The organism is Actinoplanes sp. 13, from assembly GCF_056134165.1.
In genome coordinates this window covers 65,811-91,550 of record NZ_JBVYOQ010000026.1, presented here as the reverse complement: position 1 = coordinate 91,550, position 25,740 = coordinate 65,811, and the positions used below count along the sequence as shown (strand labels likewise).

The 25,740-nt window shown below is 71.5% G+C and carries 26 protein-coding genes; 11 read left to right on the top strand and 15 right to left on the bottom strand.

What is annotated here, in order from left to right; all coding sequences use genetic code 11:
• Positions 1-85 precede the first annotated feature (85 nt).
• Together AC0NH5_RS34260 and AC0NH5_RS34255 are read left to right on the top strand one after the other, a co-directional pair.
• Positions 86-1,309, top strand: coding sequence for a GNAT family N-acetyltransferase (locus tag AC0NH5_RS34260; RefSeq protein ID WP_474411144.1), 1,224 nt, complete (start codon positions 86-88; stop codon positions 1,307-1,309).
• 444 nt (positions 1,310-1,753) lie between these two features.
• Entirely contained in the window at positions 1,754-2,026 is a 273-nt protein-coding gene (locus AC0NH5_RS34255) for a hypothetical protein (RefSeq protein WP_474411142.1), read from the top strand.
• A gap of 231 nt (positions 2,027-2,257) precedes the next feature.
• Here AC0NH5_RS34255 and AC0NH5_RS34250 read toward each other — a convergent pair whose 3' ends face one another.
• The 4 genes from AC0NH5_RS34250 to AC0NH5_RS34235 form a co-directional block, all read right to left on the bottom strand.
• Positions 2,258-2,743, bottom strand: a complete 486-nt coding sequence (locus tag AC0NH5_RS34250) for a ribose-5-phosphate isomerase (RefSeq protein ID WP_474411141.1) — start codon at positions 2,741-2,743, stop codon at positions 2,258-2,260.
• 12 nt (positions 2,744-2,755) lie between these two features.
• Positions 2,756-3,658, bottom strand: coding sequence for an alpha/beta hydrolase (locus AC0NH5_RS34245; RefSeq protein ID WP_474411139.1), 903 nt, complete (start codon positions 3,656-3,658; stop codon positions 2,756-2,758).
• 21 nt (positions 3,659-3,679) lie between these two features.
• Positions 3,680-4,876, bottom strand: coding sequence for a DUF1015 family protein (locus AC0NH5_RS34240; RefSeq protein ID WP_474411137.1), 1,197 nt, complete (start codon positions 4,874-4,876; stop codon positions 3,680-3,682).
• Between the two features lie 329 nt (positions 4,877-5,205).
• A complete protein-coding gene (locus tag AC0NH5_RS34235) occupies positions 5,206-5,832 on the bottom strand; it encodes a mycothiol-dependent nitroreductase Rv2466c family protein (protein ID WP_474411136.1) in 627 nt (208 codons plus the stop codon).
• Positions 5,833-5,942: 110 nt separating this feature from the next.
• Here AC0NH5_RS34235 and pepN point away from each other — a divergent pair, with 110 nt between their 5' ends.
• Together pepN and AC0NH5_RS34225 are read left to right on the top strand one after the other, a co-directional pair.
• Complete coding sequence (pepN, locus tag AC0NH5_RS34230; protein ID WP_474411134.1) at positions 5,943-8,501, top strand: aminopeptidase N; 2,559 nt, start codon at positions 5,943-5,945, stop codon at positions 8,499-8,501.
• A gap of 146 nt (positions 8,502-8,647) precedes the next feature.
• Entirely contained in the window at positions 8,648-9,202 is a 555-nt protein-coding gene (locus tag AC0NH5_RS34225) for a Uma2 family endonuclease (protein ID WP_474411169.1), read from the top strand.
• 42 nt (positions 9,203-9,244) lie between these two features.
• Here AC0NH5_RS34225 and AC0NH5_RS34220 read toward each other — a convergent pair whose 3' ends face one another.
• Both AC0NH5_RS34220 and ctaJ read right to left on the bottom strand, forming a co-directional pair.
• Positions 9,245-9,649, bottom strand: a complete 405-nt coding sequence (locus AC0NH5_RS34220) for a DUF5130 family protein (protein WP_474411132.1) — start codon at positions 9,647-9,649, stop codon at positions 9,245-9,247.
• On the bottom strand, positions 9,636-9,923 hold the full coding sequence (gene ctaJ, locus AC0NH5_RS34215) for an aa3-type cytochrome oxidase subunit CtaJ (protein WP_474411130.1): 288 nt from the start codon (positions 9,921-9,923) through the stop codon (positions 9,636-9,638). The genes AC0NH5_RS34220 and ctaJ overlap by 14 nt, the downstream gene beginning before the upstream one ends.
• Before the next feature lie 200 nt (positions 9,924-10,123).
• Here ctaJ and AC0NH5_RS34210 point away from each other — a divergent pair, with 200 nt between their 5' ends.
• Together AC0NH5_RS34210 and AC0NH5_RS34205 are read left to right on the top strand one after the other, a co-directional pair.
• Positions 10,124-10,630 (top strand): hypothetical protein, encoded by a 507-nt coding sequence (locus AC0NH5_RS34210; RefSeq protein WP_474411128.1) that lies wholly within the window; start codon positions 10,124-10,126, stop codon positions 10,628-10,630.
• 7 nt (positions 10,631-10,637) lie between these two features.
• Positions 10,638-11,438: a class F sortase gene (locus AC0NH5_RS34205; protein ID WP_474411126.1), complete on the top strand. Its 801-nt coding sequence runs from the start codon at positions 10,638-10,640 to the stop codon at positions 11,436-11,438.
• Between the two features lie 5 nt (positions 11,439-11,443).
• Here the strand turns inward: AC0NH5_RS34205 and AC0NH5_RS34200 are convergent, their stop codons facing one another.
• Positions 11,444-11,989, bottom strand: a complete 546-nt coding sequence (locus AC0NH5_RS34200; RefSeq protein WP_474411124.1) for an HNH endonuclease — start codon at positions 11,987-11,989, stop codon at positions 11,444-11,446.
• 192 nt (positions 11,990-12,181) lie between these two features.
• On the opposite strand from AC0NH5_RS34200, the gene AC0NH5_RS34195 reads away from it, so the two are divergent.
• The 4 genes from AC0NH5_RS34195 (at position 12,182) to AC0NH5_RS34180 (ending at position 16,566) form a co-directional block, all read left to right on the top strand.
• On the top strand, positions 12,182-13,273 hold the full coding sequence (locus AC0NH5_RS34195; protein ID WP_474411123.1) for a mechanosensitive ion channel family protein: 1,092 nt from the start codon (positions 12,182-12,184) through the stop codon (positions 13,271-13,273).
• Between the two features lie 198 nt (positions 13,274-13,471).
• On the top strand, positions 13,472-14,791 hold the full coding sequence (locus AC0NH5_RS34190; protein ID WP_474411122.1) for an MFS transporter: 1,320 nt from the start codon (positions 13,472-13,474) through the stop codon (positions 14,789-14,791).
• Between the two features lie 50 nt (positions 14,792-14,841).
• On the top strand, positions 14,842-15,249 hold the full coding sequence (locus AC0NH5_RS34185; RefSeq protein WP_474411121.1) for a globin: 408 nt from the start codon (positions 14,842-14,844) through the stop codon (positions 15,247-15,249).
• A 51-nt stretch (positions 15,250-15,300) separates the two neighbouring features.
• Entirely contained in the window at positions 15,301-16,566 is a 1,266-nt protein-coding gene (locus AC0NH5_RS34180) for a PKD domain containing protein (RefSeq protein ID WP_474411119.1), read from the top strand.
• Between the two features lie 71 nt (positions 16,567-16,637).
• Here AC0NH5_RS34180 and AC0NH5_RS34175 read toward each other — a convergent pair whose 3' ends face one another.
• From AC0NH5_RS34175 to AC0NH5_RS34155, 5 genes are all read right to left on the bottom strand, one after another.
• The gene (locus AC0NH5_RS34175; RefSeq protein ID WP_474411118.1) at positions 16,638-17,237 is read right to left on the bottom strand and encodes a type III secretion system chaperone family protein; all 600 of its coding nucleotides are present in this window, start codon (positions 17,235-17,237) and stop codon (positions 16,638-16,640) included.
• Between the two features lie 129 nt (positions 17,238-17,366).
• Positions 17,367-18,026 carry a DUF8185 domain-containing protein gene (locus AC0NH5_RS34170; RefSeq protein WP_474411116.1) on the bottom strand — a complete coding sequence of 220 codons (660 nt, stop codon included), beginning with the start codon at positions 18,024-18,026 and terminating at the stop codon, positions 17,367-17,369.
• Positions 18,023-18,439 (bottom strand): acyl-CoA thioesterase, encoded by a 417-nt coding sequence (locus AC0NH5_RS34165; RefSeq protein ID WP_474411115.1) that lies wholly within the window; start codon positions 18,437-18,439, stop codon positions 18,023-18,025. Before AC0NH5_RS34165 ends, AC0NH5_RS34170 begins: the two co-directional genes overlap by 4 nt.
• Positions 18,432-20,108, bottom strand: a complete 1,677-nt coding sequence (gene ettA, locus AC0NH5_RS34160) for an energy-dependent translational throttle protein EttA (protein WP_474411113.1) — start codon at positions 20,106-20,108, stop codon at positions 18,432-18,434. Before ettA ends, AC0NH5_RS34165 begins: the two co-directional genes overlap by 8 nt.
• 98 nt (positions 20,109-20,206) lie before the next feature.
• A complete protein-coding gene (locus AC0NH5_RS34155) occupies positions 20,207-20,677 on the bottom strand; it encodes a hypothetical protein (protein WP_474411112.1) in 471 nt (156 codons plus the stop codon).
• A gap of 189 nt (positions 20,678-20,866) precedes the next feature.
• Between AC0NH5_RS34155 and AC0NH5_RS34150 the strand changes: the two genes are divergently transcribed.
• Positions 20,867-22,291 carry an alpha,alpha-trehalose-phosphate synthase (UDP-forming) gene (locus AC0NH5_RS34150; RefSeq protein WP_474411110.1) on the top strand — a complete coding sequence of 475 codons (1,425 nt, stop codon included), beginning with the start codon at positions 20,867-20,869 and terminating at the stop codon, positions 22,289-22,291.
• Between the two features lie 94 nt (positions 22,292-22,385).
• Here AC0NH5_RS34150 and cobA read toward each other — a convergent pair whose 3' ends face one another.
• Genes cobA through cobC form a run of 3 tightly spaced genes read right to left on the bottom strand, consistent with a single transcriptional unit; the run spans position 22,386 to position 25,692 of the window.
• A complete protein-coding gene (cobA, locus tag AC0NH5_RS34145) occupies positions 22,386-23,579 on the bottom strand; it encodes a uroporphyrinogen-III C-methyltransferase (protein WP_474411167.1) in 1,194 nt (397 codons plus the stop codon).
• A gap of 11 nt (positions 23,580-23,590) precedes the next feature.
• Positions 23,591-24,643, bottom strand: a complete 1,053-nt coding sequence (cobT, locus tag AC0NH5_RS34140; RefSeq protein WP_474411108.1) for a nicotinate-nucleotide--dimethylbenzimidazole phosphoribosyltransferase — start codon at positions 24,641-24,643, stop codon at positions 23,591-23,593.
• Positions 24,640-25,692 (bottom strand): Rv2231c family pyridoxal phosphate-dependent protein CobC, encoded by a 1,053-nt coding sequence (cobC, locus tag AC0NH5_RS34135; RefSeq protein WP_474411106.1) that lies wholly within the window; start codon positions 25,690-25,692, stop codon positions 24,640-24,642. Before cobC ends, cobT begins: the two co-directional genes overlap by 4 nt.
• Between the last annotated feature and the right edge of the window lie 48 nt (positions 25,693-25,740).

Sequence of the window (25,740 nt, the reverse complement as noted above, 5' to 3'; positions counted from 1 at the left end):
TGCGTAGTACGACGGCGTACCCCCGAGCGTAGCGAGCCGGCAAATTGGGTCGCCCGCACACGCCGCGGTCCGTTACACAGGGGCCATGACGGATGCCCTGCGGCTGCGGCCCGGAACAGCTGACGACTTCCCGGCGATCATCGATCTGCTCGGTGTCGTCTTCCACGAGGAGATCCCCGAGGAGATCCGGGCGACCGAGGAGGCCGTCTGGGAGCCGGAACGCTCGCTGGTCGTCGACGACGCCGGCGCAGTGGTCGCGCACACCAACATCCTGACCAGGGATCTCACCGTGCCCGGCGGTGTCGTGCCGGCGGCGCACGTGACCGGGGTGGGCGTCCTGCCCACTCATCGGCGGCGGGGTCTGATGACGCGGATGATGCACCGGCAGCTGCGGGACGTGGCCGAGGCGGGGCGGGAGCCGATCGCCGTGCTGTGGGCCAGCGAAACCAAGATCTACCCCCGGTTCGGGTACGGCCCGGCGTCCCGCCGCCTCAGCCTCTCGATCATGAACCGTGAGGTTCGTCTCCCGGCCCCGCCCGCCGAGCCCACCGGGCAGCTGCGGATGGCCGGCCCGAAGGAGCTGCTGCCCGCCTTCACCAAGGTCTACGAGCAGGTCCGCGCGGAGCGGGTCGGCCTCTCCAGCCGGGACGACCGCTGGTGGGGCCGCCTGCTGGCCGACCCGAAGGACGGACGGGACGGCGCCACCCGGCAGTACGCGGTGGTGTACGAGGGGCCCGGCGGGCCCAGCGGATATGCGCTCTGGCGGGTCAAGGACAACTGGAGCAACCACGGCCCGGACGCCGAGGTGCAGGTCCGTGAGGTGGCCGCCACCGACCCGGAGGCCTATCTGGCGCTCTGGCGCTTCCTGCTCGGGGTCGACCTGAGCCGGTCGGTGTCGGTACGCCTCGCTGCCGTCGACGAGCCCCTGCAGTTCCTGGTCGACGAGCCGCGGCGGCTCGGCGCGGCGATTCTGGACGGCCTCTGGGTCCGGCTGGTGGACCTGCCGCGCGCGCTCGCCGCCCGGCGGTACACGGCACCCGTCGACGTGGTCCTCGACGTCACCGATCCGCTGCTGGAGCAGAACACCGGGCGCTGGCGTCTCACCGGCGGACCGGACGGGGCCGCCTGCGAGCCGTCCTCGGACCCGGCCGACCTGTCCTGCACCGTGACCGAGCTCGGCGCTGCATATCTGGGTGCGACGTCGCTGAGCTCGCTCGCCGCGGCCGGGCGGGTGCGGCAGCTGACCGGCAACGATCCGGCGGCGGCGTTCGGCTGGCCCCGGCAGCCCAGTCCGGCCGAGGTGTTCTGAGGTGCCCGCCGCGGCGGTACCGTCGGCGTCATGGGTCACCCCGAACGCCGGCGCCGTCGCGTGCGCCCGTCCTCGACGTCCGCCGAGCCGGCCACGCCGGTACCCACCCCGCCACCCGCCGGCCCTGCTCCCGCGGGCGTGCCCGGAGGTCCGGCGCCGACTCGGCCCCGGCCCAGCGCTCCGGTTCCGGGGCCGCACGCCGTTCCCGGCCCGCCACCTGTTCCGGCTCCGCCTGTCCCCGGCCCGCCGCCCGTTCCCGGCCAATCCGCCACTCCGGGCCCACCCGCCACTCCGGGCCCACCCGCCACTGCGGGGTCACATGTCGCTCCCGGGGCGCATGTCGCTCCCCCGGTGCCCGCGCCGCCGCCCGGCTCCGGCCCGGCTGCCGTGCCCGCTCCCCCGGTGCCGGCGCCGCCGCCCGGCCCGGGTCCGGGTGCCGTCGCCGTGACGACCGAGGTCGAGGGCGGCGGTCCGCAGCGGCGCACCGGTTACGGCCGGCGACCCACCTCGGGGGCGGGCGCCGGCGCTGACGAGCGCGAGTCCGAACGCGGGCTCCGCGGCCTGGTCGGTTCGGGGTCGTCGCAGGTCAGCGTGGGTGCGGCGCTGCGAGCTCGGGACGCCTCCCGGCCCAGCGACGAGGATCTCGCCGCGGCCGAACGCGACCTGCCGATCGTGCGGCGCAACTGGCTGCCCCGCGAGGACCTGCCCCGCCGCTGACCCGGCGTGTGAAGTTCGGGTGCGCTCCGCACCCCAACTTCACACACACCGACGTGGCGACGTTGCGTGGGGACATCAGGTGCGCTCCGCACCCCAACTTCACACACACCGACGTGGCGACGTTGCGTGGGGACATCAGGTGCACTCCGCGCCCCCACTTCACACACACCGACGTGGCGACGTTGCGTGTGAAGTTGGGGTCGGTTATGCACCGGAACTTCACACGCTGGGTCAGGCGGTGGGGGTGGAGTGCGGGAGCTCGGGCAGTTCGCGGGCCACCTCGTACTCGGCGAGCTGGCTGATCCGCCGGGCGTGCCGGGCGTCACCGGAGAACGAGGTGGCGATGAACGCCTCCACGAACGCGGTCGCCTCGTCCAGCGTGTGCTGCCGGGCGCCGATCGCGATCACGTTGCTGTCGTTGTGCTGCCGGGCCAGCTCGGCGATCTCGGTCTTCCAGACCAGCGCGGAGCGCACACCGGGCACCTTGTTCGCGGCGATCTGCTCGCCGTTGCCGGAGCCGCCGATCACCACGCCGAGCGAGCCGGGGTCGGCCACCACCCGCGCGCCGGTGTGGAAGCAGAACACCGGGTAGTCGTCCTCGGCGTCGTAGACGTGCGGCCCGACGTCCACCACGTCGTGCCCCTGCTTGATCAGGTGGTTCACGAGGTGCTGCTTCAGCTCGAAACCGGCGTGGTCAGAACCCAGGTAAAGGCGCATGTCAGGAGTCTTTCAGAAGGTGAGGGCCGAACGCAGGGCAGATGCCACCTGATCCGCCGCGGCCCGGGCGGCGTCGATGGTGGCCAACTTGCGGGCGAAACCGTGGTTCACACCCATGTACCGGGTGTGCACCACCGGGACGCCGGCCGCGATCAGGGCGTCCGCGTAGTCGGCGCCCTCGTCCCGGAGGGCGTCGTACTCCGCGGTGATCAGCAACGTGGGTGGCATCCCGGACAGGTCCGCCACGGCCATCGGCGAGACGTCCGGGCGGAAGCGCTGCGCCGGGTCCGGGACGAAGGTCTCCCACGCCAGCCGCATCGAGGCGCGGTCCAGGCCGTACCCACCGACCTCGTCGTAGGACTCGGCGGAGGTGAGCGGGTCCAGGGCCGGGTAGATCAGGACCTGGTAGTCGAGCGGGGTGGCGGCGTCGCGCTGGCGGCGGGCGGTGACCGTGGCGAGCTGGCCGCCCGCGCTGTCACCGCCGATCGCCAGCCGGGACACGTCCAGGCCCAGATCCCCGCCGGACCGGCGCAGGTACGACACGACGGTCCCGGCGTCGTCGAGCGCGGCCGGGAAGACGTGCTCCGGGGCCAGCCGGTAACCCACCGAGACCACCGCGCAGCCGGACCGCTCGGCCACCCGCCGGCAGAACCGGTCCACGGTCTCGATGCTGCCGTAACACCAGCCGCCGCCGTGCAGGTAGACCAGGACCGGCGAACCGGCCCTGGTCGCGTACAGCCGGCAGGGCACCCCGTCGGCGTCGAAGTCGGCGACGACCGGCAACGGCAGCGCCGGGCCGGTCTCCGCCTCGTTGGCCTCCTCCATGGCGGCGCGGACGCCGAGCAGCTGCTCGTACGGGTCCGCCGCCAGCTCCTCGGGCGAGGGCCGGCGCCGCAGCCCGGCGGCCGCGGTCACTTGAGGATGTAGTGCCATGTGTCAGTCGAGCTGGGCAAGGACCAGGCCGGCGCGGGCCTTGGGGGTGAACCAGGTGCTCTTGCGGGGCAACTTCAGCCGTTCGAGGTTCACCTCGACGAAGTCGTCCACGGTGACCGGAGCGATCAGCACGGCCAGGTCGGCCCGCCCGGCGTCGACCTCACCGCGGAGCCACTCGACCGGGTAGTCGCCGCCGATGTAGGAGATCCGCTTGTCGCCCGCGTCCAGACCGAGCACGTCGCGCAGCAGGACGCGCTCGACGAGGGCGTGATCCAGGTTCTCCACCGACGTGCCGGCCGGGTCGGCGGGCAGGCCGACCGCGAACGAGCCGCCTCGCGCGTACATCTCGATGGTGCCCTTGGCCGGCAGTTGCGCGGCACGCGGCAGCTCGGTGACCGTCGCGCCGGCCGCGCGCAGCCGCCCCAGAAGGTCGTCCAGCTCCGTCGGCAGCTCGCTGACCAGACGGTTGTACGGCTGGATGGCGACCGACGCGGGCGTGGTCACGACGGCCAGGAAGCGTGGCAGTCCGCCGGTCTGGGCAGCCAGGCTGCGGTGGTTGCCGTCGGCGACCACCAGCTCGCCGCCGCCGGCCAGCGCCAGCAGCTGGTCCTGCACCTCGCCCGCGCCGACCACCCAGATCGCGTGGGTCCGCCCGGTGGGGTCGAGGTCGGTGGCGTCCGGCTCGCCGGCCTTGCCGGTGGCGTCGGCCAGCGCCGCGTGCAGTTCCTCGCCCTTGCCGGTCTGCAGCAGCAGCACCGGCGAGAGCAGGGTCCCGGTCCGTTCGGCCAGGGCGACCCGTTCGCGGACCTTGCTGATGAACACGTCCTCGTTGCGGATAACCAGGCCGGGCTCGTCGGCGCTGGTGGAGATCTGCGCGGTCTCGACCATGCTCCACAGGCCGTACGCGGGCGCCTCGCCCGGTGCGGAGATGCGGTAGAGCACCACGACGTGCTCCGCCTGCCGGTACCGGCCCTCGGCCTGGTCGCGCTCCAGGCGGACGGCGGCGTCCGCGAGCGCGTCGGTGAAGGACTTCCCGAGCGAGTCGGGCGCGAGATGCGGCATCTCCACGGCCAGCGCGCTGTGCGGGTTGGCCGAGATGATCTCGGTGATCTCGGCGTCGTCGGCGAACTCGTCATAGTTCTGGGCCCCGGTACCGCCATTGGTGATCCAGGCCCGGCTGATCGGGTGCACGACCGTCATGGGGGGCAACTTACCCGGCGCGCCTACGGTGCCTGCCCACCGGCATGTTCCCGCGTGACCTGCTCAACTGAGCCTTCCGGTGCGGGTTCATCGGGCGTTCCACCGGCGCCGCGGTCACGGTCACCGGCGGGGCCACCATAACTGCGAGGTGGGGTGCCAGATCTCCCCAGTTACCGCGCTGGACGCCGATGGTCGACGTCGCTACCGGCTCACAATCGGGCATGCCCGCCTCCGCGTTGGATGAGGTGTGTGTCACCTCACCCAACGACCGGCAGGCAGCGAAGAGTCGCGTTTTTCGGCCGATGCCCCCGAACCGCAACCAACCGTGGTCAGTCGAAGATGGGGTCGAGGTCCCGGCTGCGCTTGAGCTCGTAGAAGCCGGGGGTGCCGGCCACCAGGACGACACCGTCCCAGAGCTTTCCGGCGGCCTCACCCTTCGGCGCCGGGGTGATCACCGGGCCGAAGAAGGCGACGGTCTCGCCCGGGTTCGGGCCGGGCGCGTGGATCACCGGGGTGCCCACATCGGTGCCGACCGGCTTCATCCCGGCGTTGTGGCTGGCGCGCAGCGCCTCGTCGCGGGCGTCGGTGGTGGCCGCGGCGGCCAGTGCCGGGTCGAGGCCGACCTCGGTCAGCGCCTCGGTGAACAACTTCTCGTCGAGCTCGTACTTCTGCAGATGGATCCGGGTGCCCAGGGCCGTGTAAAGGTCACGCAGCACCTGCGGGCCGGCCGCCTCGGCGGCGGCGATGCAGACTCGGACCGGGCCCCAGCCCTTGGTCATCAGCGACTGGTACTGCTCGGGCAACTCCCGGCCCTCGTTGAGGACGGAGAGGCTCATCACGTTGAACCGGACGTCGAGGGGGCGCACTTTCTCCACCTCGAGCAGCCAGCGGGAAGTGATCCAGGCCCAGGGACAGAGCGGGTCGAACCACATGTCGACGGTGGCGCGTTGAGTCATCCTTCGATGATCCCCCCTCATCGGTGCCCGGTCGGGGTGAGTTAGGTCGCCGTCGACGAATAGGCTTCGAGTCGTACGCAGTCATCGCAGTAGCTCGAAGGAGAGTGCACGTGGCCGGTGTTCATAACCTGACCCAGGTCGAGGCTGCGGAGCGTGGCCGTTTGCTCGAGGTGACCGGGTACGACATCACGCTTGACCTGACCGACGGACACGGCAACCCCGGCTCCGACACGTTCCGGTCCACCACCGTGATCAACTTCCGGTGTTCCGAGCCCGGCGCGGCCACGTTCGTCGAGGCGGCCGCCGCGACGATCCGGTCCGCGACGCTGAACGGCGCTCCGGTCGACCTCGGCGCCTGGTCCGCCGAGAACGGTCTGCCGCTGACCGGTCTCGCCGCCGAGAACACGCTCGTCGTGGACGGCGACTTCAAGTACTCCGCGAGCGGGCAGGGGCTGCAGCGCAGCCTCGACCCGGTCGACAAGGAGGTCTACCTCTACAGCCAGTTCGAGACCGCGGACGCCCAGCGGACGTACGCGTGTTTCGACCAGCCCGACCTGAAGAGCGTCTTCACCTGGCGTGCCACGGTGCCGGCGCACTGGAAGGTCATCTCGAACATGCCGGTGGACCGCGAGGAGCCCGCCGGGACCGGCGCCAAGACGGTTCACTTCGCCGTCTCGCCGCGGATGAGCACCTACATCACCGCGATCTGCGCCGGGCCGTACCACGAGGTGCGCGACTCGCACGACGGCATCGAGCTGGGCGTCTTCTGCCGTGCCTCGATGGCGCGGTACCTCGACGCCGACGAGCTGTTCCTGATCACCAAGCAGGGCTTCGACTTCTTCCACGAGCAGTTCGGTGTGCGGTACCCCCTGCCGAAGTACGACCAGCTCTGGGTGCCGGACTTCAACGCCGGCGCGATGGAGAACTTCGGCTGCGTCACGCACGCCGAGTCGCACTACATCTTCCGCTCGCAGGTCACCGACTACGAGTACGAGCAGCGCGCCAACACGATCCTGCACGAGCTGGCGCACATGTGGTTCGGTGACCTGGTCACCATGCGCTGGTGGAACGACCTGTGGCTGAACGAGTCGTTCGCCGAGTGGGCCAGCCACTGGTGCAACACGCACGCCACCCGGTTCACCGACGCCTGGTCGACGTTCCTGTCCATCCGCAAGGCCTGGGGATATCGGCAGGACCAGCTCTCCTCCACCCACCCGGTCTACTGCGAGATGCCGGACCTGGAAGCGGTCGAGGTCAACTTCGACGGCATCACGTACGCCAAGGGTGCCAGCGTCATCAAGCAGCTGGTCGCCTATGTGGGGCTGGACCCGTTCCTCACCGGCCTCCGGGCGTATTTCGCCAAGCACGCGTGGGGCAACGCCACCTTCGACGACCTGCTCAGCGAGCTGGAGTCGGCGTCCGGCCGGGAGCTGCGCAAGTTCGCCGCGCAGTGGCTGGAGACCTCCCAGGTCAACACCCTGCGCCCGATCGTCGAGGTGGACGCCGAGGGGCGTTACACCAGCGTCGTGGTGAGCCAGGAAGCCCCGGCGGACTACCCGACCCTGCGCACCCACCGGATCGGCATCGGCCTCTACGACCTGGTCGGCGACCGGCTGGTCCGGCGGGAGCTGATCGAGGCGGACGTGGCCGGCGAGCGGACCGAGATCCCGGCCCTGGCCGGCGCGAAGGCGCCGGACGTGCTGCTGCTCAACGACGAGGACCTGACGTACGCGAAGCTGCGCCTCGACGAGCGCTCGCTCGGCGCCCTGGTGCAGCACATCGCCGGGTTCGAGTCGTCGCTGCCGCGCGCGCTGTGCTGGGCGGCCGCGTGGGACATGCTGCGCGACGCCGAGATGGCGGCCCGCGACTACGTGGCCCTGGTCGTCACCGGCCTGCCCGCCGAGACCGACATCAACCTGACCACGGCCACGCTGCGGCAGGCGGCGATGGCGCTGACCAGCTTCGCCGACCCCGCGTGGGCGCCGACCGGCTGGGCGATGCTGGCCGACATGGCACGCGAGCAGCTGGCCGCGGCGGAGCCGGGCAGCGGCTGGCAGCTCACCTGGGCGCGGTCGTTCATCACCGCGGCGCGCACCGGTGAGCAGGCCGTGGAGCTGCGCGGCTGGCTGACCGGCGAGTCCCGGCCGGCCGGTCTGGTGGTCGACACCGAGCTGCGCTGGAGCCTGCTGCAGGCGCTCGCCGCGCTGGGCGCCGCCACCGAGGAGGAGATCGACGACGAGCTCGCCTCGGACCGGACGGCCAGCGGTGAGCGGGAGGCGGCGATCGCCCGGGCGCTGCTGCCGGCCCCGGACAACAAGGCCCGCGTCTGGGCCCAGCTGACCGGGCCGGAGGCGCTGCCGAACTGGCTGAACCGGTCGCTGCTGCAGGGTTTCCAGAGCACCCGGCAGGTGGCGCTGACCGCGCCGTTCGCGGCGAAGTTCTTCGAGGCTGTGGGCGACGTGTGGGCCCGCTCGGACAGCGAGCCGGCTCAGGAGTTCGCCACCCTGGCGTACCCGAGCCTGCAGATCAGCGAGGAGACGGTGGCGCTCACCGACGCCTGGCTGAGCCGGGACGGGCAGCCGGCGTCGCTGCGCCGGCTGGTGGCCGAGGGCCGCGACGGCATCCTGCGGGCCTTGAAGGCGCGGGCGAAGGACAGCTCGGCAGGCTGACCCCTGTCGTGTGACCTCAGGTCCCCGCTCCGGTCCACCGGAGTGGGGACCTTTCGCCATGCCCGAAATTACCGTTGCGTTACACGTGCGGAACAACGCTCTGTGAGTAGTCTGGCACTCCGCGGTGATGGAGGTGGCCTGTGACGATGCTGAGCCAGGGTGCCCCGGTGCGGTGGAGCGCACCGGAGGGACAGTGGACCGAGCCGGACCTGCATTCGTTCCCTCAGGACGGGCACCGGTACGAGATCGTGGACGGCAGCCTGCACGTCACCCCGCCGGCGGACCAGCGGCACGACACCCTGGTCGAGGCGGTGGTCAGCACGCTGCGCGCGGCGGCGCCGCCCGGCTGGTGGGTGTGCGCGCGGCTCGGCATCGAGATCGGCGCCAGCAACGTGGTCCCGGACGTCACCGTCCTGCGGCCGCACTCGTCCGGCGCGATCTGGGTGGACCCGGCCGACGTGGCGCTGGTGGTGGAGGTCGAGGCCGACGAGACGCGGCGGTACGACCGGCTGCTCAAGCCCGCGCTGTACGCGGGCGCCGGTATCCCGGCGTACTGGCGGGTGGAGCCGGGGCCGGCGTTGCGTGCGTACGCGCTGGACGGCGGGGAGTACCACGCCGCGGGCGGGGTCGAGGGGGCCGGGCAGGCCCGGTTCGCCGCTCCGTACCCGGTGCGGATCACGCCCGCCGCGTGGCGCGGCTGATCCGGCTGTGCGGCAGCCGCGTCGGTGAGGACGCGGCTGCGGTCAGCTCCGGCCGGCGTGGGTGGCGAGCTGATCGATGCCGATCAGCAGGCCGCCGGCCAGGTCACCACCGGTGAACGAGGCGGCCATCGAGAGCCCGGCCAGTTTCGCGTCCCGGTCCGAGATCCGCTTGCGCGCCTCGGACCCGGTGACGATCTCCAGGACGCGCTGGTTCGGCGAGACCGCGACCAGCACGGCGTGCCGCGGGTCCTTGATCTGGCGGTGCAGCGCCTCGGCACTCGCCCGGACCGGCTCGTCCAGGTCGCCGAGGTAGATGCTGAAGTTCAGGCCGGTCGTCTGGTCCGCGATGCGCAGCGCCTCGTCGAGGCGGAGCAGCTGCCGGGTCGTGAACGGGCCGTCCTCGGGCTTCTCCAGTGTTTCCACCGGAGTGACCTCACCACTTGTCACTTGCGCCTCCTGTCGGACCGGGCCGGACCGGGGCGCCGGAGCTGTCCTCGATGACCAGCCCGTGCGGCCCGTCGGCGGCCACCAGGGCACGCTGCGCCACCGCGCGCTCCGGCGTGGCGGTGAACCACATCGCCGGGAAGTCGTAGGGCCGGCCGGGCCGGTATCGCCGCGACGGCTTGGACCGGTCGGAGCCGCTGAGAACGAGCGCCGCGACCGCCCCGATGACCGCGGCCGGAATGATCACGAAGACCAGAACGGTGCTGATGACTGACAACTGAACGCCCCCAGGCGCCGGTGATCCGCTTGATTCTGAACATCAATCACGGTAGCGGAGCGCGAGTCGTCCCGGAGCGTCGGGTCTCGAACCGGGGTCTCACGCCGTCGGGATCTACGCGGAATGGGCCTGGAGGTGCGAAAATCACCCTCACGCGCCGTCCGCGTCTTTTCGGCCGCGGACGGCAGGAGGGGGATCCCATGCGCATGTCAGTCCCCGCCGCTGCGGCGGCACTGGTCGCGGGTCTGGCCGTTCCGGTCGTGCCCGCGCTGACGAACGTCGCGGCGGCCTCCGCCGCCGCGGCCGTCTTCGTGGAGCTCAATCCGAGCACCGTGCCGGCCGGGGACGACCTCTCGCTGCGCGCTTCCTGCGACGACAACCTGGAGCCGGCCACCGTCACCGCGGAGCCGATCGGCTCGATCACCGTGCAGCCGGAGTTCGGCTTCCTCACCGCGAACGCGACGGTGCCGGACGCCACCGCGTCGGGCGACTACCCGGTCGTGCTGCGCTGCCCGGACGGGCGGACAGCGACCAGCACGCTGCATGTGGTGGCGAAGGTGGAACCCGCCAGAGGGCCGGCGACCGGCGGCGGAGGGACAGCCTCGGCCGCCACCACCCCGCCGGTGCTGATCGGCGCCGGACTGGCCACCATGGCGGCCGGCGCGGTCCTCGGCGTCCTGGCCCTGCGCCGCCGGCGACTCGGCTGAGGCCGCGATGACCACGGAATCCGGCCGGGTGCCGAAGTCGGTGCAGCACAAACGACCAGCGCAGGTGATCACGGCGCCACCGCCCGGGGTGGTGACCGGGCCGCTGCCGCCCACGCCCACGGTGCAGGGACGTTCGCCCTTTCGGGTGCCCCGGCCCCGTCCCGGGCGCACGCCGAGGCCGCTGCGCGGGCGGCGCACCGGCCCGATCGCGCTGATCGCGCTGGCGCTGCTCTTCGTCGGTCTGTTCGTGGTCGGCATGGGGCTCGGCGCCGCGACCGGGTTCAACCTGGGCAGCCTCTTCAGCGGGCAGGGCGAGCCGCCGCCGCGCGACTTCCCGGTGCTCGACCCGAGCCGCCCACAACGGCTGGAGATCCGGTCGATCGACGTCTCCGCGCCGGTTCTCGAGGTCGGACTGGCCAACGACGGCTCGGTGGACGTGCCGCCGCTGAAACGGCACAACGAGGCGGGCTGGTTCGACGGCGGCCCCACTCCGGGGCAGTACGGGCCGGCGCTGATCGTGGGGCACGCGGACACGCGGACCGGACCGTCGGTCTTCCACGACCTGGGCAGGCTGAAGAAGGGTGATGAGATCGAGGTGTCCCGCGAGGACGGCTCGGTGGCCGTCTTCGCGGTGAACTCGGTGGAGACCTTCGACAAGGACAAACTGCCGGTGGAGCGGGTGTACGGCGATTACTCCCGGCCGTCGCTGAGGCTGATGACGTGTGGTGGGCAGTGGCTGGGCGGCCGCGAGGGGTACGCGGACAACGTCATCGTGTTCGCCTCCCTGGTGGACTCACGGGAGGGGTGAGGACCTCAGGCCGCTTCGGCCTCGACCAACGAGGAGGGCAGGTCGAGCCAGTCCATCCAGCGCGGGTCGGGCGTGCGGTGCCCGAGGACCCGCCAGGCCACACCGCGCGGGGCGGCGGGCAGCGCGTGCAGCCGCCAGCCGAGCTCGGCCGGGGTCTTGTCGCCCTTGCTGTGGTTGCACTTGGCGCACGCGGCCACCACGTTCTCCCAGGCGTGCAGGCCGCCACGGCTGCGCGGGAAGACGTGGTCGATGGTCTCGGCGGAACCCCGGCAGTACGCGCAGCGGCCGCCGTCGCGGGCGAAGATGGCCCGGCGGGAGAGACCGACATGCGTCCGGTACGGCACCTTCACGTACCGCGTCAGGCGGACCACTGAGGGCACCGGAAGAGTCTGGCGTGCGCTGTGCAGCATGCCGTCGCCGTCCGAGACGCACTCCGCCTTGGCGGTCAGCAACAGGATGGTCGCTCGACGCACCGATACGACGCACAGCGGCTCGTACGTAGCGTTCAGCACCAACGCGGAAGAGCCCACTGTGGGTCGTATGTCAGGCATCGCGATCACCCTTCCGGTGTCAGTTGCTGCTAACCGCTCCCATAGCCCAAACGTGTGTGATGCGCGCCTCGCTGCCGAAGCCCGTGCGCCAATAGTCCCTGATGAATAACCAAATTGCGAGCACAATCTGTGGCCACGCGGTAAACGTCTGAGGTCTCCGGGCGGCCGGACCCGGTACGTTGACTACCCGTGTTGGCTCTTGCTCCTGTCACCCCCGCCCCGAAGCCGAGCAGCTCGGTCGACGTCTTCACGACCCCCGTCATCTCGGAGTCGTGCAACACCGACGTGCTGTGCAGCCGGATCCTCGAGTGGACCGGCAACCAGTGGCTCGCCTCCAGCAGCTACGTGGTGCTGATCAAGCCGCTGCGCATCCTCGGAATCATCGTGGTGGCAATGCTGATCCGCTGGCTGCTGCACCGTGCGATCTCCCGGCTCGCCACGACCGGTTCGCGGGCCGCGATGCCGGCCCTGCTGAAGCCGCTCAAGGAGAAGGTGACGGTCACCGCCGAGGAGGGCCAGTTCATCCCCGAGCGGCGCCGCCAGCGGGCCGAGGCGATCGGCTCGGTGCTGCGCAGCTTCGTCAGCGCGGTCATCTTCACGATGGCCGGCCTGCTTGTGCTCGGCGAGCTCGGATTCAACCTCGGTCCGCTGCTGGCCAGCGCCGGCATCGTCGGCGTGGCGATCGGTTTCGGGGCGCAGAGCCTCGTGAAGGACCTGATAGCGGGTCTGTTCATGCTGCTGGAGGACCAGTACGGCGTGGGCGACACGGTGGACCTCGGCGAGGCCACCGGCGTGGTGGAGAGCGTGGGTCTGCGCATCACCACGGTCCGCGACGCCCGGGGCGTGCTCTGGTACATCCGCAACGGCGAGATCGTCCGGGTCGGCAACAAGAGCCAGGGCTGGGCCATGGTCGTGATCGACATCCCGATCGGCTTCGTCAACGCCGAGCAGGCGGTCGGCGTGCTGAAGGCGGCCGCCGAGGCCGTGGCGGCCGAGCCCGAGCACCAGACCGAGTTCCTCGAGCCGCCGGACGTGGTCGGCGTCGAGCAGTTGACCGTGGATGGCGCGGTGATCCGGACCATCGCCAAGACCACCGCGGACAGTCAGCCGATCATCCAGCGGGAGCTGCGCCGCGCGCTGACCGAGGCGCTCGACGAATCGGGCATCTCGGAGCGGATCGCCGCGTCCCGGCTCGGGCCGCGCAGCGCGGTCCCGCCGGCCTGGTTCACGGGCCAGGACAGCTCCTCGCCCTCGGCCGGGGAGCGCCCGAGCGGCACCGCCTGACCGGCGCTTACGGCACGGTTGAGATTTGCACCCTCGACCGAATGGCCGACATTTACCCCAACTGCCCTGGCGTGGACTCGGACGATCGGGCAGAATCCGCTACAGATTCTGCATGTCTGCACGTTAGCGCCAGGGCAGCCCGCGGGTGGCCCGGCCGTCGCCGGCCCTCGGCGATCGTCGACGTCGATGGAGGGCCAGGTGTCCGAACCACCCGCACGCAAGGGCAGTACGCCCGACGTGGTCACTCAGCGCGATGATCCCGTCACGTTCGGAGAGATCTTCCAGCTGCGGGAGTTCCGCGCGCTCTATCTGTCCACCGCGGTCAACTGGATCGGCGACTACCTCTCCCGCGCCGCCGTCACGGTCCTGGTCTATCACCAGAGCGAGTCGGTGCTGCTGTCCGCCGCGTCGTTCGCGATCAGTTACGTCCCGTGGCTGTTCGGACCGCTGCTGGCCACGCTCGCCGACAGGTACCCGTACCGCCGGGTGATGGTTGTCTCGGACCTGTGCCGGATGGCGCTGATCGGGCTGTTGCTCATCCCGCACCTGCCGGTGCCGCTGATGCTGGCCCTGTTGCTGCTCTCCAGTGTGGGCGGGCCACCGGCGCAGGCGGCCCGCTCGGCGCTGCTGCCGCTGGTGGTGAGCCGCCGGCAGTTGGCGCTGGCGGTCGCCGCCAACCAGACCACCGGGCAGGCCGCGCAGGTGATCGGCTACATGGCCGGCGCCACCCTCGCGGTGCTCATCACCCCGCGGTACGCGCTGGCCATCACCACGCTGACCTTCGCCGCGTCGGCGCTGCTGATCCGGTTCGGGGTGCGGCACCGGGGAGCAGCTGACGGCCGGCCCGGCGGCGGCCACCTGTTCCGCGAGGTCGGCGAGGGCTTCCGGCTGGTGTTCGGCCAGCCGGCACTACGCTCGATCACCATCGTGGTCTACACGATCACGGTCTTCGCCATCGTGCCGGAAGGGCTGGCCGCCGCCTGGGCCGCCGAGGGCACCCGCGACGTGACGGTGCAGGGCCTGGACCAAGGCATGATCATGGCGGCCGGCCCGCTCGGGTTCGTGATCGGCGGTCTGCTCTTCAACCGCCTGGTGCCGGCCGACCGGCGGGCCCGGCTGATCCCGGCCCTGGCGGTGGCGACCCCGGTGATACTCATCTTCACGATCGTCGGCCCACCGGCGCCGCTGGTCGCGCTGCTGGTGCTCGGCTCCGGCCTGTGCCAGGGCGCCCTCATGCCGACGCTGAACGCCACGTTCATGCTGGCGCTGCCGCACGGGTTCCGCGCCCGCGCGTTCGGGGTGGTGAACACCGGCGTGCAGCTCAGCCAGTTCGCCGCCGTCATGATCACCGGCCTGCTCGCCGAGCTGTTCTGGCTGCCGCTGGTGGTCGGCCTGTGGAGCGTGGGCGGCGCCGTCGCGATGGGCCTGCTGGCGGCCCGCTGGCCGAGCCAGGCGACGTTCGCCGCGGCCACCGAGGCGGCAGCGGCCGATCGGGTACAGACGAGCGTCACACCCTAGCCGCAGCGGCCGCACCGGCCGCTCGGCGATTCGGCTGGCAGGATGGAACGGTGAGCGCACCCGTACCGGAAGAGGCCAGCTTCTTCGACGCCGTCGGCGGCGAGCCGACGTTCCGGCGCCTCGTGGACAAGTTCTACGAGGGCGTCGCCGAGGATCCGCTCCTGCGCCCGATGTACCCGGAGGAAGACCTCGGGCCGGCCGCCGACCGGTTCACCCTCTTCCTGATGCAGTACTGGGGCGGCCCGAACACCTACTCCGCCAGCCGCGGGCACCCCCGGCTGCGGATGCGGCACGCGCCGTTCCGGGTCGACCCGGCCGCCCGTGACGCCTGGCTGCACCACATGAAGGTCGCGGTGGACTCGCTGGGCCTGCCCGAACCGCACCGCACCGCCCTCTGGGACTACCTGGAGCGGGCGGCCTACTTCATGGTGAACACCATGGATTCCGCCACCCCCTAGAGGCTGGCTCGTTGATCGGATTGTCACTCACAATCCCGGGAGAGCCGTCTCATGCGTCGTGGCCTGCTCGTTGCCGCCGCCATCGCGGCCGTCGCCGTTCCGGCGGTGGTCAACGCCCCACCGGCGGTCGCTGACCGCGCCCACTCGGCGGTGGTCTCCACCAACCCGGTGGACCACACCCCCCACGTGCTCGACGGCACGGTCTGGGCGCTGGCCCTGGTGGGCGACACGGTCGTGGTCGGCGGCGCCTTCACCAAGGTGGCCGACAGCAGCCGCCGGCAGACCTTCGCCCGGAAGAACATCTTCGCGTTCGGCCTGCGCGACGGCGTGATCCGCACCTTCGCACCGGAGGTGGACGGCGCGATCTACTCGCTCGCGGCCGGGCCCGACCACACCGTCTACGTCGGCGGGGCGTTCAAGACCGCCAACGGCGCGGCCCAGCGCGGCCTGGCCCGGTTCTCGCTGCGCGACGGCGAGCGGGTCGGCTCGTTCGGCGCCCGGACCAACTGGGGCGACGTGCGGTCGCTGGCGGTCCGCGGCAACCGGCTCTACGCCGCCGGCACGTTCTCGGCCGTCAACGGGGTGAACCGGGTCGGCCTGGCCCGCCTGAACGCCACCACCGGCGCCGTCGACCAGGGCTTCGACGCCCGCCTCACCGGGCCCGGGCTCAAGCGGGTCCGGGTCGAGCACTTCGACGTCTCGCCGGACGGGCGCAAGCTGATCGCGGTCGGCGCCTTCCTCAGGTCGGGCGGCGCGGATCGTACGCAGATCGCGCTCTTCGACGTCGCCGGCGCGGGCGCCCAGCTGACGACCTGGTACACCGACGCGTACAAGCCGCCGTGCATGCAGGGCTTCGACACCTACCTGCGGCAGGTCAAGTTCTCGCCGGACGCGTCGTACGCCGTGGTGGCCGCCACCGGCCGTACCTCGTCGGCGCAGAAGCTGTGCGACTCGGCGGCGCGGTTCGAGACCCGGGGCGGCGGGCGGCACAACCCGACCTGGGTGCAGCGCACGGGTGGCGACTCGCTCTACGCGGTCGCGATCACGGGACCGGCCGTCTACCTCGGTGGGCACCAGCGGTGGTTCGACAACCCGTACGGCACGGACGGCAACGGCCCCGGGCCGGGCGCGGTGTCCCGGCCGGGCATCGGCGCGGTCAGCCCGATCACCGGAAAGGCGCTGCCGTGGAACCCGACCCGTTCACGCGGCGTGGGGGTGCGCGCTTTCCTCTCGGTGCCCGAAGGCCTCTTGGTCGGATCAGACACCGACCAGCTCGGCCGCGAATACCACGGCCGCATCGGCATGTTCCCTGTCTAATGGCGTCGCTTCGCTCGCGGCGATTCGCCTGTGAAGCTGATGAGATGAGGCGAATCGCGTGTGGGTGCGGGTTACAGCAGGGCGCCTTCGTCGTGTAGCCAGTCGACGAAAGAAGTGGCTACCGCAGCGCCGCAGTCCAGGAGCTCCACGAGCAGCGGGTCGTGGGCGCCGGCCGCCAGCGGCACCTGCAGCTCCGCGTAGATCGGCAGCTGCCCCCGCTCGGTGGGATCGCCGACGTAGGCCTTGCAGAACCGCCGGGTGTGGTTCCACTCGTTGACCACCCGGTAGGCCCGGTCGGCCCAGTCCGGCGGGACCGTCGCGTGCGGACGGGCACGCATCACCAGGATCTCGTCGTCCGGTCCCTCCAGGGTGAACAGCACGGCGTGCCGTTCCCACATCGCCAGCAGGCTGCCGCCGCCGTCGGCGAGGAACCGGATGTCCAGCAGGTCGAGCGCTTTGCCGATCCGCGTCAGCGAGACCGGCGGGACCGCCTCGGACGCCGCGGTCACCGAACAGTCGGAGCTGGACGGCAGTTCGGACGGGACCGCGGCTCGGGCCGGCTCGCGCTGGGCCGGGACACCGACGCGGATGGTGCTCTGCACCGCAACCTCGCCACCGGTATCCGGCTCGTCATCTGAAGCCGATCCCGGACGCCATGACCACCACGGCATCGTGCGCACCTCACTCCCCAACAGACCCCCCGCCGGACGTTGCGGTGGATCCGAGGGCCGACGGTACCCGTACAGGTCGGGAAGGTCATCCCCCCAACCGGAGGGCGGGACCGGAAGGACGATGCAGTGTCACCCTTTCGGGTGAACAGCCATCGGCATAACGGTCAATTTATGCACGCTCTGTCGCCAAGCTACTCCATATGGTGCAGAAATTCCCACCCAGCCGCCCGCGACGCGGACTCTCGCCGCGGTCGCCAGGGCGTCCCGCGGGCCCAGAAATCCCATCCGGGCGACCGCCTGGACGAGTCGCTGGGAGATCTCGACCGGCGCCCCGTCCTCCGGAGTGACGACCAGAGCGACGTGATCGAGGAGGGCGTCGCGGACCGCCCGCTGACCGACCGCGCGGCCCGACATCCCGCCCGTGGAGATCTCCCGCAGCGTCCCGGCCGCCGCCTCGGCGAGCCGGGCCAACTCCACACCGGAGACCGACTCGACGGCCCGGGTGGCGGTCGGCGGCAACGCCCAGCGCCACTGGGTGTCCCGCCGCTCCGGCAGTCGCTCGCCGCCGGCGGCGAGCACGGCCAGCAGCTCGGCTGCCGAGACCGTGGCGTCGCCCGGTCCGGGACCGGCCACCTCGCGGGTCACCAGCACGTCCCAGGGCAGCCGGGCCCACAGGGCGGTCCGCCCACCGGACGATCGCAACCGCACCGGCGCCGCCGGGTCCAACCTGGTCAGCCTGGCCAGGAAGGCGCCTGCGTCGGGGACCCCGAGCAGGCTGTGGGAACTCATGACCGGGCCTCGGTGTACGGGGCAAGGAAGTCCTTCTCGGCGTCCGAAAGACGCCGCGGGTGACCCTTGATGAGGTTGTACGGCACACACACCGACTTTGCCCGGGACGCCAGCACCCCGTCGTCGAACAGCTCGTACGACACTGTGAACGCCGCCGCCCGCAGCCGCGACACCCACATCTCGACGCGGACCGGGTCGCCGAAGTCCACCGGCCGCAGATAGTCGATCTCGTGGCGGGCGATCACGATGCCCTCCTCGAAGGAGCCCAGCCCGTGTTGCTTGGCGCCGACGAAGAACATCGCCACCCGCGCCTCCTCATAGAGGGTGAGGAAGCGGGCGTTGTTGACGTGCCCGTACGCGTCCATGTCGGACCAGCGCACGGGCACGTCGTAAATGAATCGCTCGTCAGTCACGGGTGAGCTTGCGGTAGGTGACCCGGTGCGGACGAGCCGCCTCCGCACCCAACCGGTCGATCTTGTTCTTCTCGTACGCGTCGAAGTTGCCCTCGAACCAGAACCACTTGTCCGGGTTCTCCTCGGTGCCCTCCCAGGCCAGCATGTGCGTGGCGACCCGGTCCAGGAACATCCGGTCGTGGGAGATGACCACGGCGCAGCCGGGGAACTCGAGCAGGGCGTTCTCCAGGCTGGAGAGTGTCTCGACGTCGAGGTCGTTGGTCGGCTCGTCGAGCAGGATCACGTTGCCGCCGATCTTCAGCGTCATCGCGAGGTTGAGCCGGTTGCGCTCACCACCGGAGAGCACCTTGGTCGGCTTCTGCTGGTCCGGGCCCTTGAAGCCGAAGGCGGCCACGTACGCCCGGGACGGCATCTCGACCTTGCCGACCATCATGTGGTCGAGTCCGTCGGAGACGACCTCCCACACCGTCTTGGCGGGGTCCAGGCCGGCCCGGCTCTGATCGACGTACGACAGCTTGACCGTCTCGCCGATGCGGACCGCGCCCGAGTCCGGCTGCTCCAGCCCGACGATGGTCTTGAAGAGGGTGGTCTTGCCGACGCCGTTCGGGCCGATGATGCCGACGATGCCGTTACGCGGCAGCGAGAACGACAGGTTGTTGATCAGCGTCCGCCCGTCGAAGCCCTTGACCAGGTCGTTCGCCTCGATGACGGTGTTGCCCAGACGCGGGCCCGGCGGGATCTGGATCTCCTCGAAGTCCAGCTTCCGGGTCTTCTCGGCCTCGGCGGCCATCTCCTCGTACCGGTCGAGGCGGGACTTGCTCTTGGTCTGCCGCGCCTTCGCGTTCGACCGGACCCACTCGAGCTCCTCGGAGAGGCGCTTCTTCATCTTGGCGTCCTTGCGGCCCTCGACCGACAGACGCGCCGCCTTCTTCTCCAGGTACGTCGAGTAGTTGCCCTCGTAGCCGATGGCCCGGCCGCGGTCCAGCTCGAGGATCCAGCCGGCCACGTTGTCCAGGAAGTACCGGTCGTGGGTGATCGCCAGGACGGTGCCCGCGTACTTGGCCAGGTGCTGCTCCAGCCAGTGCACGCTCTCCGCGTCCAGGTGGTTGGTGGGCTCGTCGAGCAGCAGCAGGTCGGGCGCCTCGAGCAGCAGCTTGCAGAGGGCGACCCGGCGGCGCTCACCACCGGAGAGCTGGGTGACGTCGGCGTCCGGCGGCGGGCAGCGCAGCGCGTCCATCGCCAGTTCCAGCTTGGAGTCGATGTCCCACGCGTCGGCGTGGTCGAGCTCCTCCTGGAGCTGGCCCATCTCCTCCATCAGCTCGTCGGAGTAGTCGGTGGCCATCTGCTCGGCGATCTTGTTGAACCGCTCCAGCTTGGCCTTGGTCTCCGAGACCGCCTCCTCGATGTTGCCGAGGACGGTCTTCGCGTCGTTGAGCGGCGGCTCCTGCGCCAGCATGCCGACGGTGTAGCCGGGCATGAGCCGGGCCTCGCCGTTGCTCGGCATGTCGAGTCCGGCCATGATCTTGAGCAGGCTGGACTTACCGGCGCCGTTCGGGCCGACCACACCGATCTTGGCACCCGGCAGGAAGCTCAGCGTCACGTTGTCGAGCACGACCTTGTCGCCGTGCGCCTTGCGCGCCTTTTCCAGGACGTAGATGTACTGGGCCACGGTGTGCCCTACCTCCGAGATCGTGGATTATCGGTGCCTGAGTCAAAGGGCAATCTTTCCAGGTGTCCTCGTCACTACTGACAACACCCCGGCACAGATCATTCCTCGACGACCTCCTGCTCCTCCACCTCGCCGTCCGCGTGGGTGATCAGGAGACGCTCGCGGTCCACCGAGAAGTGGTTGCCGTCCCAGGCCTGTGCCGCGTAGCGGTCGTCGCCCTCGGACCAGGCGCCGGCGAGGAAGAGCGCGGTCTGCCCCTCGATCCATTTGGCGTCGGTGCCGCCCTTGTTGGCGTGATAGTAGAGTCGGCCGGACCGGTCCGCGCAGATCCAGACCACCGTCTTGCGGACTGTGCGCACCTTCAGCACCTGCCGCAGCTCGCCGTCCGCGCCCTCGGCGGCGCCCATCTTCTGCGTCTGACGCGGGCAGAGCGGGCCGGTGGCCTGCACGGACGTCTGCGTCGGGTCCGGCTCGGGCTCCGTGGAGAAGGTGTTGCGGTCCCGCTGCTGACCCAGCAGGTACCCCCCGACCATGCCGATGATCGTGAGCAGCGCCGTGGCGATCACCACAGGGAAGAACAAAGGTCGCCGCCGCTGGGAATGATCATCAAGGGGAGTCACCGGCTCAGGATGGCACCCGAGTCCCACCCGGTCCATCACGGCACGTTGACCCGCGCAGACCGGAGGGGGTGCGAAACCGAGAGCTTACGCACAGTAGGCTCGCGGTGGGAACAGAAACCACCCGGAGGTGTACTCAGCGTGGCCCAACGAAGTTCCTTCGTCGTCGTCGCCAACCGTCTGCCAGTGGACGAGGTCACTACGCCGGACGGTGAGAAACAGTGGCGTCCCAGCCCGGGAGGCCTGGTCACAGCCCTGCACCCGGTGCTGACGCAGCATCGTGGCACCTGGATCGGATGGGCGGGCGGAGATGGTCCGGCGCCCGAGCCGTTCGAGCTGGAGGGCATCCACATCCACCCGGTCCCGCTCAGCGCCGAGGAGCTGGAGCGGTACTACGAGGGTCAGTCCAACGCGACCATCTGGCCGCTCTATCACGACGCGGTCGAGACGCCGGTCTACAAGCGCCGCTGGCGCGAGACGTACCGGATCGTCAACCAGCGGTTCGCCGAGGCCGCCGCGGAGGTGGCCGAGGAGGGCGCGACCGTCTGGGTGCAGGACTACCAGTTGCAGCTGGTGCCGGCCCTGCTCCGGGAGATGCGCCCGGACCTGCGGATCGGCTTCTTCCTGCACATCCCGTTCCCGCCGATCGAGCTGTTCATGCAGATGCCGTTCCGCGCCGAGATCCTGCGCGGGCTGCTCGGCGCCGACCTGGTCGGCTTCCAGCAGCGGCTGGCCGCGCAGAACTTCGTCCGGCTGGCCCGGCACCTGCTGGGCCTGCGCTACGAGGGCCAGTCGATCCAGGTCGACGGGCGCCGGGTGAAAGCGGGCGCGTTCCCGATCAGCATCGACACCGCCGACATGGAACGGCTGGCCGCCGACCCGTCGGTGCAGGCCCGGGCCAAGCAGATCCGTGCCGAGCTGGGTGACCCGGAGACGGTGATCCTCGGCGTCGACCGGCTCGACTACACCAAGGGCATCGAGCTGCGCCTGAAGGCGTTCCGCGAGCTGCTCGCCGACGGCAAGCTGAAGGTCGGCGACGCGGTGATGGTGCAGGTCGCCACGCCCAGCCGGGAGCGGGTCGAGCACTACCAGACCCTGCGGGTGAAGGTGGAGCGCGAGGTCGGCCGGATCAACGGCGAGTTCGGCAAGGTCGGCACGCCGGCCGTGCACTACCTGCACCAGTCGGTCAGCAAGCAGGAGCTCGCCGCGATGTACGCGGCCGCCGACGTGATGATGGTGACCCCGCTGCGCGACGGCATGAACCTGGTCGCCAAGGAGTACATCGCCTGCCGCGGCGACACTGGCGGCGCGCTGGTGCTCAGCGAGTTCGCCGGTGCGGCCACCGAGCTGCGCCAGGCGTTCCTCTGCAACCCGCACGACCCGGACGGCGTCAAGGAGTCGCTGCTGCGGGCGGTCGGGACGGAGAAGGGCGAGCTCCGCCGCCGCATGCGGGTCATGCAGCGGCACCTGCGCACCCACGACGTGGCTCGCTGGGCGCGCACGTTCCTCGACGAGCTGGGCGGCGGCGAGACGGACGAGCAGGCTGACAAGCCGGCCGACGCCTGACCGCGGCACCCGTCCGATGGCGCCGGGCCGTTTCGGCCCGGCGTCACTACTTTTTTGCGGGTACGACCTGAGCACCCGCCCGTCCGGTCGGGCCTCAGCCGGCCGCCGGCTGGAAGTCGTCGGCCACCGCCACCACGTCGCCGATCACGACCACCGCCGGCGGGCGGATCCCGGCCGCCGTCACGTCCGCCGCCACCGCCCCCAGGGTGCTGCGCAGTGACCGCTGGTGCGCGGTGGAGCCCTCCTGCACCACCCCGACCGGGGTGTCCGCCGACCGGCCCTCGCTGATCAGCCGCTCGGCGATCCGGGGCAGGTTCTTGAGCCCCATCATCACCACGAGCGTGCCGCGCAGCCGGGCCAGTGCCGGCCAGTCCACCAGCGAGTCCGCGTGGTCCGGCGGGATGTGCCCGGAGACGACGGTGAACTCGTGCGCCACCCCGCGGTGGGTGACCGGGATGCCGGCCAGCGCGGGCGCCGCGATCGAGCTGGTGACGCCGGGCACCACCAGCACCGGGATCCCGGCCCGGGCGCAGGCCTGCGCCTCTTCGCCGCCGCGGCCGAAGACGAAGTTGTCGCCGCCCTTGAACCGCACCACGAACTTGCCCTGCGAGGCGCGGTCCACCAGGATCCGGTTGATCTCCTCCTGGGCGGCCGACGGCCCGTACGGGATCTTCGCGGCGTCGATCAGCTCGACCTCGGGCCGCAGCTCGCCGAGGAGCATGCCGGGGACCAGCCGGTCGGCGACCACCACGTCCGCGGCGGCCAGCAGCCGGCGGCCCTTGACCGTGATCAGCTCGGGGTCGCCGGGGCCCCCGCCGACCAGGGCCACGCCCTTGAACTCACCGATGGCCGGCGGCACCGTCTCCAGGGCGTTGGCGACCAGGTCACGCACCGCCATCGCGCGGCGCCGGTCGCCGCCGTCGGTCACCGCCACGGTCACCTGGCCGTGTCGGGTGACGGCCGGTGTCCACGCGGTGGCCGCGTCCCGGTCGTCCGCGCGTACACAGAAGATCCGCGCGGCCTCCGCCGCCGCGCTCACCTGGGCCGCCGCCTGCGGATCGTCGACGGCGACGTGGATCAGCCAGGCGCCTGCCACGTCGTCCGGCGCGAAGCGCCGCGGTGTCCAGGACACCCGGCCCGCGCCGACGTGTGCCTGCAGCGCCGGGGTGAGTTCCGGCGACACGATCTCGACCAGCGCGCCCGCCGCGATCAGCGCGGGCACCCGCCGGGTGGCGACCGAACCGCCGCCGACCACCAGCACCCGGCGGCCGGTCAGGCGCAGCCCCATCGGATAGATCGTCACTTCTCCGAGACTCCCGCCGCGTCGAACGTCGCCACCTCGTGCAGCACGCGGACCGCGGCCGACACGACGGGCAGGGCCAGCACCGCGCCGCTGCCCTCGCCGAGGCGCATGCCGAGGTCGAGGAGCGGCTCGAGGCCGAGGTGTGCCAGCGCGACGGTGGCGCCCGGCTCGGCGGACCGGTGCCCGGCGACCATCGCGGCCACCGAGTCCGGGGCGAACGCGGCCGCCGCCAGCGCCGCCGACGCCGCGATCACACCATCGATGATCACCGGCACCCGCTGGGCGGCCGCGCCCAGGATGAATCCGGCCAGCGCGGCGTGCTCCAGGCCACCGACCGTGGCCAGCACGCCCAGCGGGTCGGCCGGGTCCGGGCGGTGCCGGGTCAGGGCGGCGGTGACCACCTCGGTCTTGTGCGCCAGTGTCGCGTCGTCGATGCCGGTGCCGCGGCCCGTGACGGCGGCCGGGTCCGCGCCGGTGAACGCGGCGATCAGCGCGGCGGCGGGAGTGGTGTTGGCGATGCCCATGTCGCCGGTGAGCAGCGCCTTCGCACCCTGCTCGACGAGGGTCGCGGCGACCCGGATGCCGATCTCGACGGCGGCCAGCGCCTCGTCCCGGGTCAGCGCCGCGGTCACGGTGAGGTCCCGGGTGCCCCGGCGCACGTTCGCGTCCAGCAGGTTGGCGCCGCCGTGCAGCGGGATGGCCACCCCGACATCGACCACCATGACGTCCGCGCCGGCCTGCCGCGCGAACGTGTTCACCACCGCGCCGCCGGCCACGAAGTTCGCCACCATCTGCGCGGTGACCTCCTGCGGCCAGGGCGACACGCCCTGCGCGTGCACCCCGTGGTCACCGGCGAAGACCGCGACCGTGGCCGGGGCGGGCAGCGGCGGCGGGCAGGTCCCGGCCAGCCCGGCGAGGCGCACCGACAGCTCCTCCAGGGCGCCCAGCGAGCCGGCCGGCTTGGTCAGGCGTGCCTGCAGGTCACGGGCGGCGGTCATGGCCCGCTCGTCGGCGGGCCGGATGGCGGCCAGGGTGGTCTCCAGCGTCACGGTCGCTCCTCGATCACTTCGCTCAGAGTCTGCACGAATCCGTCTGTGGTCGCAGTGTCGCGCACCGCAATCCGCAGCCATTGCGGGCCCAGCCCCGGGAACGTGTCGCCCCGGCGCACCGCGTAGCCACGTTTGCGCAGCTGGAGCCGGATGTGGTCGGCGCCTTCCAGGCGTACGCAGACGAAGGCCGAGGCCGGCTCACCGGCCACCGTGACGCTCGGCACGTCCCGCAACCGGTCCACCAGGTGGGCACGCTCGGCCGCGAGCCGCTCCGCGATCTCGCGTTCCACGGCGATCGCGGCCGGCGACGAGCAGGCGATCGCCGCCGCCAGGGCCGGCGTGGAGACGGCCCAGAGCGGCTGCGCGGCGGCCAGCCGCGGCAGTATGCCGGCCGGGCCGAGCAGATAGCCGATCCGCAGACCCGCCAGCCCCCAGGTCTTGGTCAGGCTGCGCAGCACCACCAGACCCGGCAGGTCCGCGCGCCCGGCGAGCGACTCGGGCTCACCGTCGACGCCGGGACGGCAGGTGGTGTCCGAGAACGCCTCGTCGACCACGAGCACCCGGCCCGGCCGGGCCAACTGTGCGACGTCGGTGGCGGGGTGCAGCACCGAGGTGGGATTGGTCGGGTTGCCCACGAAGACCAGGTCCGCGTCGTCCGGGACGAGAGCCGGGTCGAGCCGGAAGCCGTCCTCCTCGCGCAGCAGCACCCGCTCGACCCGATGACCGGCGTTGATCAGGGCCGCCTCGGGTTCGGTGAACTGCGGGTGCACCACGACCGGCCGGCGACTCCCGCGTAACGCCTGGGCGATCATCACGAAAGCCTGCGCGGCGCCGGCCGTGAGCAGCACCTCGCGCGGGTCGCGGCCGTGCCGGGCGGCGACCGCCGCCGTCGCGGCGCTCCCGTCGGGGTACGCGGCGAGCCGGCTCAGCGAGTCCCTGATCGGCTCGGCCAGCCAGTCCGGCATCTCCTCGCGCCGCACGTTGACCGCGAGATCGACCAGGCCATCCGCCACCTCGGCGTCGCCGTGGTGATCGAGATCGAACGTCATGGCCCCAGCATGCCGGACCGGTCCCGGCCGCCGTTCCCCACCTTTCGC